This is a genomic window from Streptococcus mitis (genome assembly GCA_001560895.1).
In the GTDB taxonomy this organism is placed as follows: domain Bacteria; phylum Bacillota; class Bacilli; order Lactobacillales; family Streptococcaceae; genus Streptococcus; species Streptococcus mitis_Q.
On the sequence record CP014326.1, the window covers coordinates 1,046,725 to 1,068,003 of the forward strand.

The 21,279-nt window shown below is 40.6% G+C and carries 14 protein-coding genes; 10 read left to right on the forward strand and 4 right to left on the reverse strand.

Features of this window, described 5'->3' with window-relative positions:
- The first annotated feature begins 53 nt into the window (after nt 1-53).
- Nucleotides 54-299: a hypothetical protein gene (locus tag AXK38_05090; GenBank protein AMH88653.1), complete on the forward strand. Its 246-nt coding sequence runs from the start codon at nt 54-56 to the stop codon at nt 297-299.
- Nucleotides 300-330: 31 nt separating this feature from the next.
- Nucleotides 331-651 (forward strand): hypothetical protein, encoded by a 321-nt coding sequence (locus AXK38_05095; protein ID AMH88654.1) that lies wholly within the window; start codon nt 331-333, stop codon nt 649-651.
- A gap of 437 nt (nt 652-1,088) precedes the next feature.
- Here the strand turns inward: AXK38_05095 and AXK38_05100 are convergent, their stop codons facing one another.
- Nucleotides 1,089-1,325 (reverse strand): hypothetical protein, encoded by a 237-nt coding sequence (locus tag AXK38_05100; protein ID AMH88655.1) that lies wholly within the window; start codon nt 1,323-1,325, stop codon nt 1,089-1,091.
- Nucleotides 1,326-1,471: 146 nt separating this feature from the next.
- Between AXK38_05100 and AXK38_05105 the strand changes: the two genes are divergently transcribed.
- Nucleotides 1,472-2,173 carry a two-component system response regulator gene (locus AXK38_05105; protein AMH88656.1) on the forward strand — a complete coding sequence of 234 codons (702 nt, stop codon included), beginning with the start codon at nt 1,472-1,474 and terminating at the stop codon, nt 2,171-2,173.
- On the forward strand, nt 2,170-3,048 hold the full coding sequence (locus AXK38_05110; GenBank protein AMH88657.1) for a histidine kinase: 879 nt from the start codon (nt 2,170-2,172) through the stop codon (nt 3,046-3,048). Before AXK38_05105 ends, AXK38_05110 begins: the two co-directional genes overlap by 4 nt.
- Before the next feature lie 145 nt (nt 3,049-3,193).
- Here the strand turns inward: AXK38_05110 and AXK38_05115 are convergent, their stop codons facing one another.
- The 3 genes from AXK38_05115 to AXK38_05125 form a co-directional block, all read right to left on the reverse strand.
- Nucleotides 3,194-3,946 (reverse strand): hypothetical protein, encoded by a 753-nt coding sequence (locus tag AXK38_05115; GenBank protein ID AMH88658.1) that lies wholly within the window; start codon nt 3,944-3,946, stop codon nt 3,194-3,196.
- A 10-nt stretch (nt 3,947-3,956) separates the two neighbouring features.
- Entirely contained in the window at nt 3,957-4,865 is a 909-nt protein-coding gene (locus AXK38_05120) for an ABC transporter (protein ID AMH88659.1), read from the reverse strand.
- A gap of 141 nt (nt 4,866-5,006) precedes the next feature.
- The gene (locus tag AXK38_05125; protein AMH88660.1) at nt 5,007-5,816 is read right to left on the reverse strand and encodes a haloacid dehalogenase; all 810 of its coding nucleotides are present in this window, start codon (nt 5,814-5,816) and stop codon (nt 5,007-5,009) included.
- A 144-nt stretch (nt 5,817-5,960) separates the two neighbouring features.
- Between AXK38_05125 and AXK38_05130 the strand changes: the two genes are divergently transcribed.
- From AXK38_05130 to AXK38_05155, 6 genes are all read left to right on the forward strand, one after another.
- On the forward strand, nt 5,961-6,422 hold the full coding sequence (locus tag AXK38_05130; GenBank protein AMH88661.1) for a MarR family transcriptional regulator: 462 nt from the start codon (nt 5,961-5,963) through the stop codon (nt 6,420-6,422).
- The gene (locus AXK38_05135; protein AMH88662.1) at nt 6,415-6,834 is read left to right on the forward strand and encodes a hypothetical protein; all 420 of its coding nucleotides are present in this window, start codon (nt 6,415-6,417) and stop codon (nt 6,832-6,834) included. Before AXK38_05130 ends, AXK38_05135 begins: the two co-directional genes overlap by 8 nt.
- Before the next feature lie 106 nt (nt 6,835-6,940).
- Nucleotides 6,941-10,216, forward strand: coding sequence for an ATP-dependent helicase (locus tag AXK38_05140; GenBank protein ID AMH88663.1), 3,276 nt, complete (start codon nt 6,941-6,943; stop codon nt 10,214-10,216).
- Complete coding sequence (locus AXK38_05145; GenBank protein ID AMH88664.1) at nt 10,213-13,866, forward strand: ATP-dependent helicase; 3,654 nt, start codon at nt 10,213-10,215, stop codon at nt 13,864-13,866. The genes AXK38_05140 and AXK38_05145 overlap by 4 nt, the downstream gene beginning before the upstream one ends.
- A gap of 17 nt (nt 13,867-13,883) precedes the next feature.
- Nucleotides 13,884-15,062: a hypothetical protein gene (locus tag AXK38_05150; protein ID AMH88665.1), complete on the forward strand. Its 1,179-nt coding sequence runs from the start codon at nt 13,884-13,886 to the stop codon at nt 15,060-15,062.
- 240 nt (nt 15,063-15,302) lie between these two features.
- Entirely contained in the window at nt 15,303-21,275 is a 5,973-nt protein-coding gene (locus tag AXK38_05155; GenBank protein ID AMH88666.1) for a peptidase, read from the forward strand.
- Nucleotides 21,276-21,279: the final 4 nt, after the last annotated feature.

Here is a 21,279-nt window from a genome sequence, read left to right on the forward strand (position 1 = left end):
ATGAAAATCTTTCAGAGGGCAAAATTATCGAATGGAGTGAAGTCGCCAAGTTGATGGAATTGCCACGCCTTCTAGAAGAAAACACTTTTACAGAAAACTGCAGAATTGTTTTTCGCATAAGCTACCGAGTTAAAATTTGGAATACGTGGGAACTGTTTTTCGAATTCGAAACACTTCTGTCTAATATGTTAAACCTTTTTGAAGCTATGGCAAACGCCAAAACCGAGAATGAAATGGAAATGTTGGCGGATGAGTTGAGGGTTCAAAAGTTGAAAATTACCAGCGAAATTTTGGGGTAAGATAACTGTTGTAAATAAATTATAGGAGACAATGTTATGGAAAAGTTCAACCAAAACAAGAATTTCGAAAATGAAATTCAGCCAACCCCCAGAACTCGAACAGCGAACGGTGACGCCGTTTCGAGGGATGGCGGAATTATTCAATCAAGAGCGTTTCGAAATTTTGGTTCCACTCACGCCAGAAGACAACATATTTTATGAGTGTTCTTTTGCGGATGCAAAACAGACAGAGCTGTATTTCGAAAAATCTTGCCGTGCGGAAAAGCAAGATGATTTTAATTTCTGGGTCAATTTGTTAAACCGTGAAATGTTGTATGTTTGGAATATGGGATTGCGGTCTGCGGAAAAATAATCGAAACAACTGAACAGCACGCAAAAACACGCTTTTAGGGCGTGTTTTTGGTTGGGTTATAAATTGATGTGCTGGCTAATTAATGGTTCTGCCTACAATTTCAACTTCTTGTTCATTGAGATGGTTTAGCAAAATCCTAAAGTTGAAATCATCTGCATCGTCAAGTTGATGGTAAAGATTCTGTGCTGTTTCGAAATTTTTGAACTGGAAGGTGTATTCGAGTGTTTGTCCGCCACTTAATTTGTGCCGAACTTTGAAGTTTTCTTCTTTGAAAATACCTTTATAATCAAGGTCGAAATTCGAAAATATCCCAAATTCTACAGTGTTGCCAATTTCGATCTCTAGTCAGGTTTGGCGGTAAACTTCTTGCACCTTTTCGAAGGCTGGTGTGGCGGCTTTGTTTTGAGCATGAAACTTTCCGAGTTCATAGCTAACTCTCAACAGTTCACGTAGTTTCCAGACCGACACATCGTGAAAATCTTGGCTGTCCGATTTTGCCGTTCCAAGGTGGATATTCCGCCGATTTGTTTTACTATTTGCGAAAGAACTTCATCCGTTTCGGAGTTTTCATCTTCTGAGTTGTATATTTCACGAATCTGTTCTTCGAGATTTTGTGGGCCTGGGAACTGCGTCTCAAACTCACAAGCTTCGTAGTCGCTTTTGAATGTTTCCATCTGATTTTCCTTTAGGTTAAAGGGTCAAGGGTAAAATTAAAAGCCCCGAATTGGGCTTTTGGTGGGTTATGGACGGTGATTAGTTATCTGTTATTTTGGACTGCTGTCTGAGGTGTGGTATAATAGTTGCAGAAAGGTTGGTATTTATGGCTAGAATATTGGTTATTGAAGACAATAGTGACATTCAAGAAATTTTACGAACACTTCTTACTGAGGAGCATGAGGTGATTCAAGCCTTTTCTGGTACAGAAGGAATCATGCGTTTTGACCAAGGTGGAATTGACCTAGTTTTGCTAGATATCATGCTTCCTGGGAAAAATGGGGATCAGGTTTTAAAAGCCATTAGGGAAGAAAGTCAAACTCCAGTCATTATGCTGACAGCCTTGAGCGATAAGAAGTTAATCAGCCAATACCTCTTAGACGGTGCCAATGATTACATAGTGAAACCTTTTGATTTGGACGAAGTCTTTGCCAGAGTTACTGTTCAGTTACGCCAAAGTGTAGAAAAACAGCCTATGGAAATAGTAAAAACTGAACATCTGCCACAAAACTTGAAAAATATCCAGTTTGATGCAGAAAGTTTTGAAATCAAAAATAGTCAGGAAACGATTCGCCTTGCCAAGAAAGAATGCTTGATTCTCCAAACTCTCCTTAAACACCCTAAGAAAATTTTTACAAAAGAAGAGCTTTATGAATTGGTCTGGGAGGAGAGCTATCTACCTGGAGATAATACCCTCAATACGCATTTGAGTAATCTTCGTAAAAAATTAAACCAGCTTGACCCAAATCAAGAATATATTGAAACCATCTGGGGAGTTGGGGTAAGATTAAAAGGAGACAAGCAATGACCTACATGATAATCTTTGTTCTACTGGTACTCCTACTTATTTTATCGATTTCCTTGATTCGCTACCACCTAGCACTTAAAAACTTGAGTCAACAAATCGAAGACAAGATTCTTACGGGGAGTATGAAAAGAGTCGGAGTCAGCATTTTTTCCAAACATTTTTTACATCTCTACCAGCAGATTGAAAATCTATTTCAGGAAGTAGAACAATCTCGGTTGGTTATGAAAAGGGAAAAGCAGACTCTGGATATGGCCATCAGCAATATCGCCCATGATATTCGGACCCCTCTGACCATCGCTTCAGGCTACACCCAACAATTGATAAAGTCTCCTGAGAACAAAGCAGAAACCTTACAAAAAATAGCCCAGCATCTTGATTTAGTTTCCAAACGTTTGGAGGCTCTCCTAGAATATCGTCGTTTGATGGAAGGAGCTGTCAAACCGAAACTGGAAGAAGTGGAGCTTTCAACTTTTATCACCAAGAAGACTCTTGCTTATTATGATGTTTTTCAGGCGGCAAATATCACGCTTGATTTTAAGGTCGAAGCTGGTTTGAAAATAAGGACTGATGAAGACTTACTGGATCGAATTTTACAAAATCTGCTTGGGAATGTCCTCAAACATGGCAAGGAAGAAGCACGTCTATCTTTGAGAAAGGAAAAGGAACAGCTTGTCCTAGAGATTGCAAACCTTGTCAAACAGCCCATCAAAAAAATAGAAAATCTCAGCAACCGTTTTTATTCTGAAAATCTATCTGATACGGAAGAATCCTCTGGTTTAGGTCTTTATATCACTGAGGAATTATGCCATCTTCTTGGTTTAGAGATGAAACTAAGCACAGATGGACAGTGGTTGTCGGTTTTCATTTATTTTTAACGAAATAATACTCAATGAAAATCAAAGAGCAAACTAGGAAGCTAGCCGCAGGCTGTACTTGAGTACGGCAAGGCGACGTTGACGCGGTTTGAATTTGATTTTTGAAGAGTAGAAACCTCCTCTGTAGGCTAGAGGAGGTTTCTTTTTATAGACTTTTCTTTTTGAAAACTGCTAGTCCACCTAGATTAAAGATTACAATAACAGCTAAGGTAACTATAAGTGTATAGAAAATGGATTCACTATTAGCAGTCATAGCATAGAAAAACTGCAATGATAAATATGGCAAAATTTTGATACTTGGGAAGATAAGCATTGGCATAGAAAGCAAGATAGAGCTGACCAAATAGCCAATAAATACTGCAAGATAAGAATGACTAACATAGAGGATGAAGGAAACAATAGAAAGCCAAGCAAGGAGGCAAAGCAATTGAAGGAAAATGGTTATCAGTAGATTACCAATAAAGCCATCAGGCATGGTTCCAAATCCATTTAAGATAGTTGCTGGAATAAAGGCAATCACAAGGCTGATGATAACTTGCAAGAGTGCAATACAAGTCAATACAAAGGCTTTGGCAAGGAAAAACTCGGTACGAGAGACACCCACTGTTAAATTATTTTTATAGAGTTTGCCGATTAAATCAACTCCAAGAACGAGGCAGGCTAGAACTATGCAGAGAAAAACGAGGTTTGAACCTTGACTAGATGCGTTAATCAGGGCTTGTACACCGTCCCAGCCATGGGTTGGAATATCTGGTTCTTCTGTCTGGATTGCCATCAGATGGCCAGTAGCTCCAAAAATAGCCCCCATTAACATGAGTAAAAAGAGAATGAATTCTGTAATCCAGAATCCTTTGGAACGGAAAAGACGGTAAAAGTCTGCTTGAATGGTATGTATCATGATTTTTCTCCTATTGGACCAATTGAGTGAAGTATTCTTCTAGGTTTTGACGGGCATAGTAAATCTCGTCAATGGCAACATCTGCCAAGGTTAATTCTTTGAGAATCTGTTTGACATCTTGTTCCTGACCAAAGATATGGATTTCATTTTCTGGATTAACAACCTTGAACTGGAGCTGGATTTGTTCTTTCAATACTTGACAAGCTTTCTCTTGATCAGCTGTCTTAAGAACAATGTAATCCTCACTTAGTGTTTCAAATTCAGCTTTACTGATTTCACGGATAATCTTTCCTTGATCTAAAATACCAAAACGATTGGCTAGGAGATAGAGTTCTGACAAGATATGGCTAGAGATGAGAATGGTGATCCCTTTTTCTTGATTGAGCCGTTGAATCATCAGACGAAATTCTTTGATACCGATTGGGTCGAGACCGTTGATAGGTTCATCTAAGATTAGGAAATCTGGTTTGGATAGGAGGGCAATGGCGATACCAAGTCTTTGTTTCATTCCTAGCGAGAAATCACGAAAGACTTTTTTACCTGTATCTGACAAGCCTACATAGTCCAGCGTTTCTCGAATGACTTGATCAGCATTTGGAACATGACGAATCATACAGTAATATTTCAGGTTTTGATAGGCTGTTAAGTGATTATGAGCTACAGGTGATTCGATAACTGAACCTACTCGAGATAGAGACTTGCTCCATTCATTTTCCGAATGGCTAGAGAAGAGGGAAACTGTTCCTTTATCCGCAAAGAGTAGCTGCGTAATGATTTTTATCAAAGTGGTCTTCCCAGCTCCGTTCTTCCCGATAAGTCCATAAATATCTCCCTCTCTTATCGTTAGATGAAGATCCTGAAGGATAGCTTGTTTGTCGAAGTTTTTGGACAATCCATGAATGTCAAGTACTGTTTTCATGATTCTCTCCTTTTGATTTATTTTGATAACTTTAGTATAAAGCATAGAAATCAAAGAAAGCTCAAGGATTTCTAAAGAGTTTCTAAAGTTTTAGGAATTCTTAAATATCAAAACCCAGTTGACATGAACTGGGCTTCTTAATTATAAAATATATTTCTCAATGGCACGCGCAACGCCGTCTTCTTCGTTGCTTGCTGTAACGGCATCCGCAAGAGATTTGACATAATCGCTGGCATTTCCCATTGCAATTCCAAGCCCTGCAAATTGGAGCATTTCAATATCGTTATTGGCATCGCCCATAGCCATAATTTCTGAGGAATCAATCTTCAGAATCTCTGCCAGTCGTGAAAGAGCGGTAGCCTTTGTCGTTCCAAGTGGCATGGCTTCATAAATGACAGGCTGCGAACGAACACCACTGAATCGTTGACAGAGTTCTGTAGCAAAACGCTCTTCAAAATCGTCTGTTTGCTCCTCTGTACCTAAAAACATACCTTGGAACATACGATACTTGCCACTGGTAGCTTCCTCAAGGGAAATTTCAGTCAGGTCTGAAAAGACTAGGTCGGCATCATTTTGGATGACTTGATTGGGCTTGCCACCGAGGACAAAATAATGTTCCTCATCAAAAAGAGTCAACTGAACATCACTTTTTTCAGCTAGATCATAGAGGTATTCGATATCAGCTGGACTAAGTTCTTGCCAGTCAACCAAACTCCAATCGCTAGTCTGGTGGGTTGAGCAACCGTTGTTAACAATCACATACTCATTCTGGAGGTCAAGCCCCAGTTTTTTGTAGTAGGGGAGGACACCGAAAAGTGGACGACCCGTACAGAGGACCAGTTTGACACCTTTTTCAATGGCTTGGTGAATAGCAGTAATGTGAGCTTGCGGGATTTCCTTGGCTTCATTAAGGAGGGTTCCATCCATATCCAAGGCTAGTAGTTTAATCATAGGTCTTCCTTCTTTATCTTTTGGTATTATTATAGCATATAGACTATAAAATGTCTGACAGAATTGTAACATTTCACTTTCCTTTTCTTGAAAAACAAAATAAATTCTTATATAATATGTATACTTAATATTTAAGGAGAAATAATGTCAAAGTATCACTTTAATTCAATTTACAAAAATGATGAAACAGAGTCTACAGGTCTTCTTTTCATTAAAGTTTACAACAAGTGGGAAAGTAATTTAAAAAGAGTTTTGAAATCGGTTGGCCTCACTTTGCCTCAATTTATCGTTTTAACCTCGCTCTTGTTTTTGAATAATAGAGAGGAATATGTAACGCAAGTTGATATTGCTCGGTTCACTGGTATGGATGTCATGACGGTTTCCCAGATTGTTAGACTACTGGAGAAGAAGGACTACATTAGACGTGATCAACATCCAAAGGATAGTCGGGCAAAACTGGTCTCAGTGACGAAGTCTGGCGCGGAGAAGGTCAATCAAGCCCTACCCTTAGTAGAAGGGATTGATGAAAAATTTTTTGAAAAACTTTCTAACGATAGAGAAAGTTTTAATCGCATGTTAGCAGTGTTGGAGGATAAAAATGCCTAGATATTGGGTTGGAGTTGTTTCAAAGAACCATGTTTTAAGAGGAGTTGAAGGGAATTTTTGTCAGGTCTGTCATGGAAAGGGCGGCCCCTTAAACCGTATGAAAAAAGGAGACTACCTTTTATACTATAGCCCAAAATACGATATGAATGGTCAAGATAAGTTACAGGCTTTTGTGGCCGTAGGTAAAATTATAGATGACAAAGCCTATCAAGTAGAGCAATTTGAAGGTTTCTTTCCCTTTAGACGAAATGTCGAGTATTATCTACCAGTCAAAGATTGTTCCATAGAAATAGCCAGACAACATCCTGAATGGAGAGACTATACTTCTCGACTTCGTTATGGACATTTTGAAGTTTCCAAAGACTTTTTCCTCTATATCTTTCATCATATGAAAGTGGATGATGAAGTATGATTGATTTGCTAGTTAAATGATTATCAACTAGAATTTTGGATTTGGACTGTGAAGCGAACTTTGCTATAATAGAGTAAGAAACTTTGATAAACCAAACGAGGCAGAGATGAAAATACTTTATACGGATATTCGGACTTCTTTGACAGAAATCTTGACCAGAGAGGCGGAAGAGCTGGTTGCTACTGGTAAGCGGGTTTTCTACATTGCTCCCAACTCTCTTTCATTTGAAAAGGAACGCGCCGTGCTGGAATGCTTGTCCCAGCAGGCTTCTTTTGCGATTACCGTCACGCGCTTTGTGCAGATGGCTCGTTATCTGGTCTTGAATGACTTGCCTGCTAAGACCAGTCTTGATGATATCGGTCTTGGGATGGCCTTTTACAAGTGCCTTGCCGAACTTGATCCCAAGGATTTACGTGTTTATGGTGCGATTAAGCAGGATCCTCAATTCATCCAGCAGTTGATTGATCTTTATCACGAGATGACCAAAGCTCAAATGAGTTTTTTGGACTTGGAGAGTTTGACGGATGAGGACAAGAGAGCCGATTTACTCTTGATTTTTGAGAAAGTAACGGCCTATCTCAATCAAGGCCAGTTAGCTCAGGGAAGTCAGCTGTCCCATTTGATTGAGGCTATTGAGAATGACAAAGTAAGTAGTGATTTTACTCAAATCTCTTTGGTCATTGATGGATTTACCCGTTTTTCTGCCGAGGAAGAGCGAATTGTGGACCTACTTCACGGCAAGGGTGTTGAGATTGTCATTGGAGCCTATGCTAGTAATAAAGCTTATACCAGTCCCTTTAGCGAGGGCAATCTCTATCAAGCTAGTGTGGAGTTTCTCCATCATCTAGCCTCTAAATACCAAACTCCTGCTCTGGATTGTTCTCAAACTCATGAGCAGATGGATAGTTTTGACAAGGCCTCTCGTTTGCTGGAGTCTTCTTATGATTTTTCAGAACTCACATTGGATGTAGATGATAAGGACCGTGAAAACTTACAAATCTGGTCTTGCTTGACACAAAAGGAGGAGTTGGAGTTAGTAGCCCGTAGCATCCGTCAGAAATTACATGCCAATCCAGACCTGAGTTACAAGCATTTCCGTATTCTCTTAGGTGATGTGCCTTCTTATCAATTATCTCTAAAAACGATTTTTGACCAGTATCAGATTTCTTTCTATCTTGGTAGAAGCGAATCCATGGCGCATCATCCCTTGACTCAGTTTGTCGAGTCTATTTTAGCTTTAAAACGCTATCGTTTCCGTCAGGAAGATTTGATTAATCTCCTCAGAACTGGTTTATATACCGACCTTAATCAGTCTGATATTGATGCTTTTGAGCAATATATCCGCTATCTTGGCATCAATGGCTTACCAGCCTTTCAGCAAACCTTCACCAAATCCCACCATGGAAAATTTGATTTAGGGCGTTTAAATGCTCTTCGTCTGCGTATTTTAACACCTCTTGAAACTCTTTTTGCTAGCCGAAAACAAAAGGTTGAAAATCTCTTGCAAAAGTGGAACTCTTTTCTAAAAGAAGGTGCTGTGACCAAGCAGTTACAAGATTTGACAGCCACTATGGAAACTGTAGAACAGGAAAGACAAGCCGAAGTTTGGAAGGCTTTCTGTCATGTTTTAGAACAATTTGCGACCGTTTTTGCTGGTTCGCAAGTTAATCTAGAAGACTTCCTTGCCTTGCTTTATTCTGGGATGAGTCTATCTCAGTATCGCACCATTCCAGCAACAGTAGACACTGTTCTGGTGCAGAGTTACGATTTGATTGCACCACTGACTGCTGACTTTGTCTACGCCATTGGATTGACTCAGGATCATTTACCAAAAATTGCGCAAAATACCAGTCTTTTGACAGATGAAGAAAGGCAAAACCTAAACCAAGCGACAGAGGAAGGGGCACAATTACTGATTGCCAGCAGTGAAAATCTCAAGAAAAATCGCTACACTATGCTTTCCTTGGTCAATTCTGCTCGCAAGCAGTTGGTCTTGTCAGCTCCAAGCCTTTTTAACGAAAGTGAAAGCAAGGAATCTGCCTATCTTCAAGAGCTGGTCCATTTTGGATTTAGTCGAAAAGAGAAGAGAATGAATCAAAAAGGGCTGTCTAAGGAAGATATGGGGTCATATCATAGTCTTTTGTCTAGTCTGGTTGCCTATCACCAGCAGGGTGATACGAGTGATAGGGAGCAAGATTTGACCTTTGTCAAGGTTCTGGCGCGTGTCATGGGTAAAAAACTAGAACAGCAAGGTCTGGAAAATCCAGCCCTCCCAACCAGTCCAAGCAGTAAGCAGTTGACCAAGGATACCTTACAGGCTCTCTATCCAGCTGACAAGGAATTTTACCTGTCTACGTCTGGTTTGACGGAGTTTTACCGAAACCAATACAGTTATTTCCTCCGCTACGTGTTAGGCTTGCAGGAGGAATTACGTCTGCGTCCTGATGCCCGCAGTCACGGAAATTTCTTGCATCGCATTTTTGAACGTGCCTTGCAGTTGTCTGACGAAGATTCCTTTGACCAACGTCTAGAACAAGCTATCCAAGAAACCAGTCAAGAACGCGAATTTGAGGCTATTTATCAGGAAAGTTTGGAAGCCCAGTTTACCAAGGAAGTCCTACTTGATATAGCTTGGACGACTGGACATATTCTCCGCCATAATCCAGTTATTGAAACCATCAAAGAAGAAGCAAATTTTGGTGGAAAAGAGCAAGCCTTTATTCAATTGGATAACGGTCGCAGTGTCTTTGTACGAGGCAAGGTTGACCGCATTGACCGATTGAAAGCTGATGGAGCGATAGGAGTAGTAGACTACAAGTCTAGTCTAACTCAGTTCCAATTTCCTCATTTCTTTAATGGGCTCAATTCCCAGTTGCCAACCTATCTAGCTGCCTTAAAAAGAGAAGGGGAGCAGAACTTTTTTGGTGCCATGTACTTGGAAATGGCTGAGCCTGTCCAATCTTTGATGGCCGTTAAAAGTCTAGCAGGTGCAGTAGTAGAAGCTAGCAAGTCAATGAAATATCAAGGGATCTTTTTAGAAAAAGAAAGCAGTCATTTGGGCGAATTTTACAATAAAAACAAGGCTAATCAGCTGACAGATGAGGAATTTCAGCTCCTACTGGACTACAATGCCCATCTTTACAAGAAAGCGGCTGAGAAGATTTTAGAAGGCCAGTTTGCTATCAATCCTTATACTGAAAATGGCAGAAGTATTGCCCCATATGTTCAGCAACATCAAGCCATCACAGGATTTGAAGCCAATTACCACTTGGGCCAAGCCCGTTTTCTAGAAAAGTTGGACTTGGCTGATGGCAAGCGTCTGGTCGGAGAAAAACTCAAGCAAGCTTGGTTTGAAAAAATAAGAGAGGAGTTGAATCGATGAAGCCTATTCCCTTTTTAAGTGAGGAGGAGATTCAAAAACTGCAAGAAGCAGAAGCGCATTCGAGCAAGGAACAAAAGAAAACTGCCGAGCAAATTGAAGCTATCTACACTTCTGGTCAGAATATTCTCGTTTCAGCGTCGGCTGGTTCTGGTAAAACCTTTGTCATGGCCGAGCGTATTCTGGACCAATTAGCGCGTGGAGTGGAAATCAGTCAACTCTTTATCTCAACCTTTACCGTTAAGGCTGCCACAGAGCTTAAAGAACGTTTAGAGAAAAAAATCAGCCAACAAATCCAAGAAATGGATGATGTCGAGCTCAAACAACACTTGGGCCGCCAGTTGGCAGACCTACCCAACGCTGCCATCGGAACCATGGACTCTTTTACACAAAAATTTCTTGGCAAACATGGCTATCTGCTTGATATTGCGCCTAATTTCCGTATTTTACAAAACCAAAGCGAGCAACTTCTTTTAAAAAATGAAGTCTTTCATGAGGTATTTGAAGCCCATTATCAAGGTAAACAGAAAGAGACCTTTAGCCATTTGCTGAAAAACTTTGCAGGACGTGGCAAGGATGAACGTGGTCTGCGCCAGCAGGTCTATAAAATCTATGACTTCCTCCAATCCACCAGTAATCCTCAAAAGTGGCTGAGTGAATCTTTCCTCAAAGGCTTTGAAAAGGCTGATTTTACCAGTGAAAAAGAAAAACTGACTGAGCAAATCCAGCAAGCCCTTTGGGATTTGGAAAGTTTCTTCCGTTATCATCTGGATAATGATGCCAAGGAGTTTCCAAAGGCCGCTTATCTAGAGAATGTTCAGTTGATTTTAGATGAAATTGGCTCCCTAAATCAGGAATCCGATAGTCAGGCTTATCAGGCAGTGCTTGCGCGTGTTGTCGCCATTTCGAAAGAAAAAAACGGTCGGGCTCTGACGAATGCCAGTCGTAAGGCTGATTTGAAGCCCCTGGCGGATGCCTACAACGAAGAAAGAAAGGTCCAGTTTGCTAAACTAGGACAACTGTCAGACCAGGTAACCATTCTCGACTATCAAGAACGTTATCATCAAGACACCTGGGAACTAGCTAAGACCTTCCAAACTTTCATGAGTGATTTTGTGGAGGCTTATCGTCAGCGAAAACGTCAGGAAAATGCCTTTGAATTCGCTGATATCAGCCATTACACTATTGAGATTTTAGAGAATTTCCCGCAAGTTCGTGAGGCTTATCAAGAACGTTTCCACGAAGTCATGGTCGATGAGTATCAGGACACCAACCACATTCAAGAACGGATGTTGGAATTGCTGTCTAATGGCCACAATCGCTTTATGGTGGGGGATATCAAGCAGTCTATCTACCGTTTCCGTCAGGCAGATCCGCAGATTTTTAATGAAAAATTCCAACGCTATGCGCAAAATCCTCAAGAAGGAAAGCTCATTCTGCTCAAGGAAAATTTCCGTAGCAGTTCAGAAGTGCTGTCAGCAACCAATGATGTATTTGAACGGCTCATGGACCAAGAGGTCGGAGAAATCAACTATGACAGCATGCACCAGCTTGTCTTTGCTAATACCAAACTGACTCCCAATCCAGACAACAAGGCGGAATTTCTCCTCTACGATAAGGACGACAGCGAGCAAGAGGAAGAAGAGAGCCAAGCAGAAACGAAATTAACAGGTGAAATGCGCCTGGTCATCAAGGAAATACTTAAACTCCATCAGGAAAAAGGTGTTTCTTTTAAGGAAATTTCCCTTTTGACTTCCAGCCGCAGCCGTAATGATCAAATTCTCCTTGCCTTATCTGAATACGGGATACCTGTCAAAACCGACGGCGAGCAAAACAATTATCTCCAATCCTTAGAAGTACAAGTCATGCTGGACACCCTGCGTGTCATTCATAATCCCCTGCAAGACTATGCCTTGGTTGCCCTTATGAAGTCTCCTATGTTTGGCTTTGATGAGGATGAGTTAGCACGTTTATCTCTTCAGAAAGCAGAGGATAAAGTCCACGAAAATCTATATGAGAAACTGGCCAATGCTCAAAAACAGTCAACAAGCCAGAAAAAATTGATCCACACAGCTTTAGCTGAAAAACTAAATCAATTCATGAATATCTTGGATTCTTGGCGTCTGTATGCCAAAACCCACTCCCTCTATGACCTGATTTGGAAGATTTACAACGACCGTTTTTACTACGATTATGTTGGGGCTTTGCCAAATGGCCCTGCTAGACAGGCCAATCTCTATGCCCTAGCTCTGCGAGCTGACCAGTTTGAAAAGAGCAATTTCAAAGGTTTGTCGCGTTTTATTCGTATGATTGACCAAGTCCTAGAAGCCCAGCACGATCTTGCGAGCGTGGCTGTCGCACCGCCAAAAGACGCGGTAGAGCTCATGACTATTCACAAGAGTAAAGGGTTGGAGTTCCCTTACGTCTTTATCCTCAATATGGATCAAGATTTCAACAAACAAGACAGCATGTCAGAAGTCATTCTCAGCCGTAAAAATGGACTAGGTGTCAAGTATATTGCCAAGATGGAGACAGGAGCAGTGGAAGCTCACTATCCTAAAAGCATCAAACTCTCCATTCCTAGCCTAACTTATATACAGAATGAAGAGGAATTACAACTGGCAAGCTACTCAGAGCAGATGCGTCTACTGTATGTTGCCATGACGCGGGCTGAGAAAAAGCTCTATCTTGTCGGCAAGGGATCTCGTGAAAAGCTGGAATCCAAGGAATACCCAGCAGCTAAAAATGGGAAACTAAATAGCAATACCAGACTGCAAGCCAAGAATTTCCAAGATTGGCTTTGGGCTATCAGTAAAGTATTTGCCAAGGATCATCTCAACTTTAGCTATCGTTTTGTTGGTGAAGATCAGTTGACTAGAGAAAGCGTCGGAGAATTGGAAACCAAGAGTCCTCTCCAAGATAGCTCCCAAGCTGACAACCGCCAGTCTGAAACCATCAAAGAAGCCCTGGAAATGCTGAAAGAGGTGGAAATCTATAATACTCTTCACCGCGCAGCTATTGAATTGCCAAGTGTTCAAACCCCAAGTCAAATCAAGAAATTTTACGAACCAGTTATGGATATGGAAGGTGTCGAGATTGCAGGTCAAGGCCAGTCAGTAGACAAGAAAATCAGCTTTGATTTGCCAGATTTTTCAAGCAGAGAAAAGATAACAGGAGCTGAGATTGGTAGTGCTACCCACGAACTCATGCAGAGAATGGACCTCAGTCAGAGACCAACACTTGCTAGCCTGACAGAAACTCTCAAACAAGTTCAAACCAGCCCAGCTGTCAGAGACAAGATCAATCTTGCTAAAATTCTTGCTTTCTTTGACACAGCACTCGGTCAGGAAATTCTTGCTAATACCAACCATCTCTACCGTGAGCAACCTTTCTCCATGCTCAAACGAGATCAAAAGAGTCAGGAAGACTTCGTTGTCCGTGGTATCCTTGATGGCTATCTCCTTTACGAAGATAAAATTGTTCTGTTCGACTATAAGACAGACCGCTATGATGAACCAAGTCAACTCGTAGACCGCTATCGTGGTCAATTAGCCCTATACGAAGAGGCTTTATCCCGATCCTATTCGATTGAAAATATTGAAAAATACTTGATTTTACTGGGTAAAGAAGAGGTTCAAGTTGTAAAAGTATAATCTAGAAAGGAGACATCATGACACTTACAGTTAGAAAATCCCTGCACGATGCGGTTTTACAGGCTTCAAAATCTGATACTTGGGAACAAGCTACCAAGGAATGGAATGAAGTTTCCTTGATTTTTAACGGTATTGGCCGTAGCAATTGTGTCTGTGGGAATGCCATCAAATACGCCTACGAACTCTTTAACGGTGTCACAGGACAACGCCTCTTTCCGATTGGTAGCGATTGTGTTCGGCATTTTCATCGATTGACCCTTGACCAGCAACTAGAAGAGGAAGAAAAATTACTCAGAAAGGTCGAAAATCTGACCAGAAAAGCCCAGAAAAAGGAAAAAATCAAGCTTAACAAAAGTGACTTTGACGAGCGTCTTCTCAAATGGCTCTGGGAAAAAGGTGTTTTTAAACCTAATCGTGGAAATCAGTTCTCACCTGAGAGAGACTACCAACTCTTCCTAGAAATCTTTCAAGGAGGAAGTTGGACCAAGGCAGAACCTAAGAAGAAGGCGCGTATGGAGGAAGTTCTTGAAAAGTGTATCAAACCCTTTTTACTTGGAAAACCAGATGACCAACTCTACCTTGTCAAGTTAGGAAAGGAGAAAATTGATTACGAACAGGAACTCCGTATCCAAGCAGAGAAAGAGCGCAAGAAGAGGGATAAAATCGCCAAGCAATATGCAGACAATCTGGTTCTAGCTATGGGCCCAGCAGAGCGTGCCTATCAAGATTATTTTGGTTTTACAGAAACCCTGACTCAAGAAGAACGCAAGTGGGAGAAAATTCTTTTTGGTAAAAATCGGACAGAACGGGCTATCAAGGCCAAACAATACCAAAAAGAGTTGGAAAAAGACCAACGAATTGCCAGTCAGGATCCAATTGAGAGAAAGCAGAAGCAGACCTGGCTTCTCAATTCCTATTTTCGTGAGCTTCCTGAAGAAAAATCCCGATTTGCTCGGCTTTTATTAGAATATCGAAAAAGTGGTGAAGTACCCTTTTCAACCGCATACCTGTCAGATCCTCTCATCGACTTTTTCTATAAAATGAAAGCTTTTGAGTTTGAAATCGCACCAGAACAAGTCCGAGATTTTCTAAAAGAAAGCCTTCAGACAGATCATCTCTCCTCAGCACAAGAAAGCTGGATAGAAGGCATTCTCCTCAACTGCCTCAAACCATTTTTAGAACGATTATTGATATAAGTAACACCTACCGTGGAAATGCCATGGTAGGTTTTCTTTTATGAAAAAAGATAATAGGGAATTGCAAACATTACTACTTGGTATTTTATATATAAAACAAAGTATGAAAACGTAACGCAATTTTAAGACTTTTTGGTAAATTAAGAGTATAATTAAAGTATGTTACCTTTTTATAAGATAACAAGCTAATATAATAAAGTTTGCCTTACATATTTTTAAAATTTATTTCAAGGAGGAATAATGGAAAAGTATTTTGGTGAAAAACAGCAGCGTTTTTCATTTAGAAAATTATCAGTAGGACTTGTATCTGCAACGATTTCAAGTTTATTTTTTGTGTCTGTATTAGCTAGTTCAGCTGTAGAGGCTCAAGAGACTAAAGGTGTTCACTATAAATATGTGACAGAGTCAGAACTATCATCAGAAGAAAAGAAGCAGCTTGTCTATGACATTCCGACATACATGGAGAATGATGATGAGACTTATTATCTTGTTTATAAATTAAATTCCCAAAATCAACTGGGAGAATTGCCAAATACTGGAAGTAAGAATGAGATGCAAGCCCTAGTTACTGGTGCTAGCTTAGCTGCTCTGGGAATTTTAATTTTTGCCGTTTCTAAGAAAAAAGTTAAGAATAAAACGGTATTACATTTAGTATTGGTTGCAGGAATAGGAAATGGTGTCTTAGTTTCAGCTCATGCTTTAGAAAATAATTTCTTACTGAATTACAATACTGACTATGAACTAACCTCAGGAGAAAAATTACCTCTTCCTAAAACCATTTCAGGTTACACTTATATTGGATATATCAAAGAGGGAAACATGACTTCTGAATCTAAAGTAAGTAATCAAGAGAAATCAGTATCTAGTCCAACAAATCAACAAAAGGTAGATTATAGTGTTACACCGAATTTTGTAGAAAATCCATCAACAGCACAAGCTATTCAGGAACAAACATCTGTTTCTTCAACTAAGCCGACAGAAGTTCAAGTAGTTGAAAAAACTCTCTCTGCAGAATTAACCAATCCAAGAAAAGAAGAGAAACAATCTTCAAATTCTGCCGTTGTAAGCGCAAAAGGCGAACCTGCAATCCAATCTGCCTTACCAAAAGCAGTTGTAACCGATAAAGGCGAACCTGCAACCCAACCTGCCTTACCAGAAGCTGTAGTAAGTGACAAAGGCGAGCCTGCAGTTCAACCAGAGCTTCCCGAAGCAGTTGTAACTGACAAAGGCGAACCTGCAACCCAACCCGCTTTACCAGAAGCTGTGGTAAGTGACAAAGGCGAGCCTGCAGTCCAACCAGAATTGCCAGAAGCTGTTGTAAGTGATAAAGGTGAACCAGAAGTTCACCCAGAGTTGCCAGAAGCAGTTGTAAGCGCCAAAGGTGAACCGGCAGTCCAACCTGAATTGCCAGAAGCTGTTGTTACTGATAAAGGCGAACCTGCAGTCCAACCCGCCTTACCAGAAGCTGTTGTAACCGACAAAGGCGAGCCTGCAGTTCAACCAGAGTTGCCAGAAGCTGTAGTAACCGACAAAGGCGAACCTGCAATTCAGCCAGAGTTACCAGAAGCTGTAGTAACTGACAAAGTCAAACCCGCAGTTCAACCAGAGTTACCAGAGGCAGTCGTAACTGACAAAGGGGAACCTGCAGTCCAACCAGCGTTGCCAGAGGCTGTAATAAGTGACAAAGGCGAACCTGCAATCCAATCTGCCTTACCAAAAGCAGTTGTAACCGATAAAGGCGAACCTGCAACCCAACCTGCCTTACCAGAAGCTGTAGTAAGTGACAAAGGCGAGCCTGCAGTTCAACCAGAGTTGCCAGAAGCTGTTATAACCGATAAAGGTGAACCTGCAGTTCAGCCAGAGTTACCAGAAGCAGTTGTAACCGACAAAGGGGAACCTGCAGTCCAACCCGTCTTACCAGATGCTGTAGTAAGTGACAAAGGGGAGCCTGCAGTTCAGCCAGAATTGCCAGAAGCTGTTGTTACTGACAAAGGTGAACCTGAAGTTCAGCCAGAATTGCCAGAAGCTGTTGTTACTGACAAAGGTGAGCCTGAAGTTCAACCTGAATTGCCAGAAGCTGTAGTAACCGACAAAGGCGAATCTGCTGTCCAACCAGCGTTACCAGAAGCCGTTGTAACCGATAAAGGCGAACCTGCAATTCAGCCAGAGTTACCAGAAGCAGTAGTAAGTGACAAAGGTGAGCCTGCAATCCAACCTGCGTTACCAGAAGCTGTTGTGAGTGACAAAGGTGAGCCTGAACAGGTAGCCCCACTTCCAGAATACACTGGTGATATTAATCAAGTAAAGCCAGATATTCCGACTGAAAAAACAAAAGAGCAGGATCCAGAAAAAACACTCGAATTAAGAAATGTTTCGGATATTGAGTTGTACAGCCAGACGAATGGGACTTATAAACAACATATTTCATTGGATGGAATTCCAAAGAATACGGATAATTACTTTGTCAAGGTAAAATCTTCGGCATTTAAAGATGTCTATCTGCCAGTCGCCTCAATAACTGAAGCAGAAAGAAATGGTCAACCAGTTTATAAAATCACAGCCAAAGCTGAGAAACTCAAGCAAGAGCAGAACAATAAATATGTCGACCATTTCACCTTCTACCTCGATAAGAAGGCTACAGAGGAAAAGACAAACTTTACTTCCTTTAGTAATCTGGTCAAAGCTATAAACCAAAATCTCTCTGGAACCTATCATTTAGCGGCCAGCCTGAATGCTAACGAAGTGGAGCTTAGTCCTGATGATAAATCCTATATCAAGGGAACCTTTACTGGTCAGTTGATTGGAGAAAAAGATGGTAAGAAGTATGCTATTTATAACTTGAAAAAACCTCTGTTTGAAAACTTGAGTGGTGCTACAGTAGAAAAACTAAGTCTAAAAAATGTTGCTATTTCAGGGAAAAATGATATTGCTTCACTGGCAAATGAAGCTACGAATGGCACAAAGATTAAACAAGTTCATGTCGATGGTGTTCTGGCTGGAGAACGTGGTATCGGTGGTTTGTTGGTTAAGGCAGACCAATCAAGCATCACAGAGAGTAGTTTCAAGGGAAGAATTGTCAATACCTATGAAACAACTGCTGCCTACAATATCGGTGGCCTGGTCGGTCACTTGACAGGAAACAAAGCTTCACTGACTAAATCAAAAGCGACAGTAGCCATTTCATCCAACACCAATAGTTCAGATCAGACTGTTGGTGGGCTAGCAGGTCTAGTAGATCAAGATGCGCATATACAAGATAGCTATGCTGAAGGTGATATCAACAATGTCAAGCACTTTGGTAGAGTCGCGGGTGTGGCTGGATATTTGTGGGATCGAAAAACGAATGAGGAACAGCATGCAGGAAGATTGACCAATGTTCTCAGCGATGTTAATGTAACCAACGGGAATGCCATTACCGGTTACCACTACAATGGAATGAAGGTGAAGGACACATTCAGCAGCAAGGCGAACAGAGTATACAATGTCACCTTGGTTAGGGATGAAGTCATCAGCAAAGAATCCTTTGAAGAAAGAGGAACGATGCTAGATGCTTCTGAAGTGACGAATAAAAAAGCAGAAATCAATCCTCTCACTCCTCCAACAGTGGAGCCCCTTTCAACAAGTGGTAGTAAAGAAAGTGATTTTTCTAAGGTGAAGCATTATCAAGCTAAGCGTGCTTTGGTTTATAAGAACATTGAAAAATTGTTACCTTTCTATAACAAGGCGACCATCGTGAAATACGGAAATCTGGTCAAGGAGAATAGTCTCTTATATCAAAAAGAACTCTTGTCCGCAGTTATGATGAAGGATGACCAAGTAATCACAGATATTGTTTCCAACAAACAGACTGCAAACAAACTCTTACTTCACTATCAGGACCATTCATCTGAAAAATTTGATCTCAAGTATCAGAATGATTTTGCCAAGCTAGCAGAATATAGTTTAGGGGATACAGGACTCCTCTACACTCCAAATCAATTCTTGTATGACCAAGACTCTATCATTAAGCAGGTCTTACCTGACTTACAAAAGGTTAACTATAAGTCAGATGCTATCAGAAAGACACTTGGTATTTCTCCAGAAGTTAAGTTAACCGAGCTCTATTTAGAAGACCAGTTCGCCAAAACAAAACAAAATCTGGGAGACATCTTGAAAAAACTCTTGTCAGCAGATGCCGGTCTAGCTAGCGATAACTCAGTCACCAGAGGCTATCTTGTAGATAAAATCAAGAACAATAAGGAAGCCTTGCTACTCGGTTTAACTTATTTAGAACGTTGGTATAACTTTAGCTATGGTCAGGTGAATGTCAAAGATCTAGTTATGTATCATCCGGACTTCTTTGGTAAAGGAAATACTTCACCACTAGATACTCTGATTGAGTTAGGTAAATCTGGCTTTAACAATCTTCTTGCTAAAAACAATGTTGATACTTATGCTATCAGTCTTGCCAGCCATCATGGAACGACAGATTTGTTTAGCACGCTTGAAACTTACCGCAAAGTCTTTCTACCAAATACAAGCAACAATGACTGGTTTAAATCACAGACCAAGGCTTACATCGTCGAAGAAAAATCTAATATCGAAGAGGTTAAAACAAAGCAAGGACAGGCTGGTACCAAGTATTCTATCGGTGTCTACGACCGTATCACTAGTGCCACATGGAAATACCGCAATATGGTACTACCTCTACTTACCCTTCCTGAAAAATCTGTATTTGTCATCTCGACCATGTCTAGTCTAGGATTTGGAGCTTATGATCGCTACCGCAACAGCGATTATAAGGCTGGAGATGAACTCAATAAGTTTGTTGAAGATAATGCGCGTGAAACAGCCAAACGTCAGCGAGATCACTATGATTATTGGTATCGCATTTTAGATAAAGAAGGACGAGAAAAACTCTATCGTACAATTCTACTTTATGATGCCTATAAGTTTGGAGATGATAGAACCTCTGGAAAAGCTACAGTTGAGGCTCAGTTTGATAGTACCAATCCGGCGATGAAGAATTTCTTTGGTCCAGTGGGTAATAAAGTAGTTCACAATCATCATGGTGCTTATGCAACTGGAGATGGCGTTTACTATATGTCCTATCGTATGTTAGATAAGGATGGAGCCATTACTTATACTCATGAGATGACCCATGATTCAGATCAGGATATTTACCTTGGTGGCTATGGTCGAAGAAGTGGCTTGGGACCTGAGTTCTTCGCAAAAGGCTTATTGCAAGCTCCTGACCAACCAAGTGATGCAACTATTACCATCAACTCTATCTTGAAACATAAAATATCAGATAGTACAGAAGGCCAGCGATTACAAGTACTTGATCCAACTACAAGATTTAATAACGCAGCAGATCTTCAGAACTACGTCCACAATATGTTTGATGTCGTTTACATGTTGGAATATCTCGAAGGGCAATCTATCGTGAAACAGTTAGATGCTTATCAGAAAATGACGGCCCTGAGAAAAATCGAGAATAAATACGTAAAAGATCCTGCAGATGGAAATGATGTTTACGCTACTAACGTTGTACAAAATCTGACAGAAGAAGATGCCAAAAAATTGACTACTTTTGATAGTTTGATTACAAATAATATCTTGTCAGCTCGTGAATATAAGTCTGGGGAATATGAACGAAATGGCTACTATACGATTAAACTCTTTGCCCCAATCTATTCGGCTCTGAGCAGCAAGGGAACTCCGGGTGATTTGATGGGACGTAGAATAGCTTATGAACTTCTGGCTGCCAAAGGCTTTAAGGATGGAATGGTACCATATATCTCAAATCAATATGAAAAAGATGCAAAAACGGCGGGAAGTAAGATTAAGTCTTATGGTAAAGAAGTAGGTTTAGTTACAGATGAACTTGTCCTTCAAAAAGTATTTAACGGTCAATATAAAACTTGGGCAGAATTCAAGACAGCTATGTATCAAGAACGTGTGAAGCAGTTTGGGAACTTGAAGCAGGTTACCTTCAACGATCCAACTAAATCTTGGGCAAGTTTTGCAAGAAAGACGATTCATAGTGTAGAAGAACTGCAGCGATTAATGGACGAAGCTGTCCGTAAGGATGCAGATGAGAATCGTTATTCTTGGGACAACTATAATCCAGAATATGATAGTGCAGTTCATAAGTTAAAGAGAGCAGTGTTTAAGGCCTATCTAAATCAAACTGATGATTTTAGAAGTTCAATTTTTAAGAATAAAAAATAGTGTT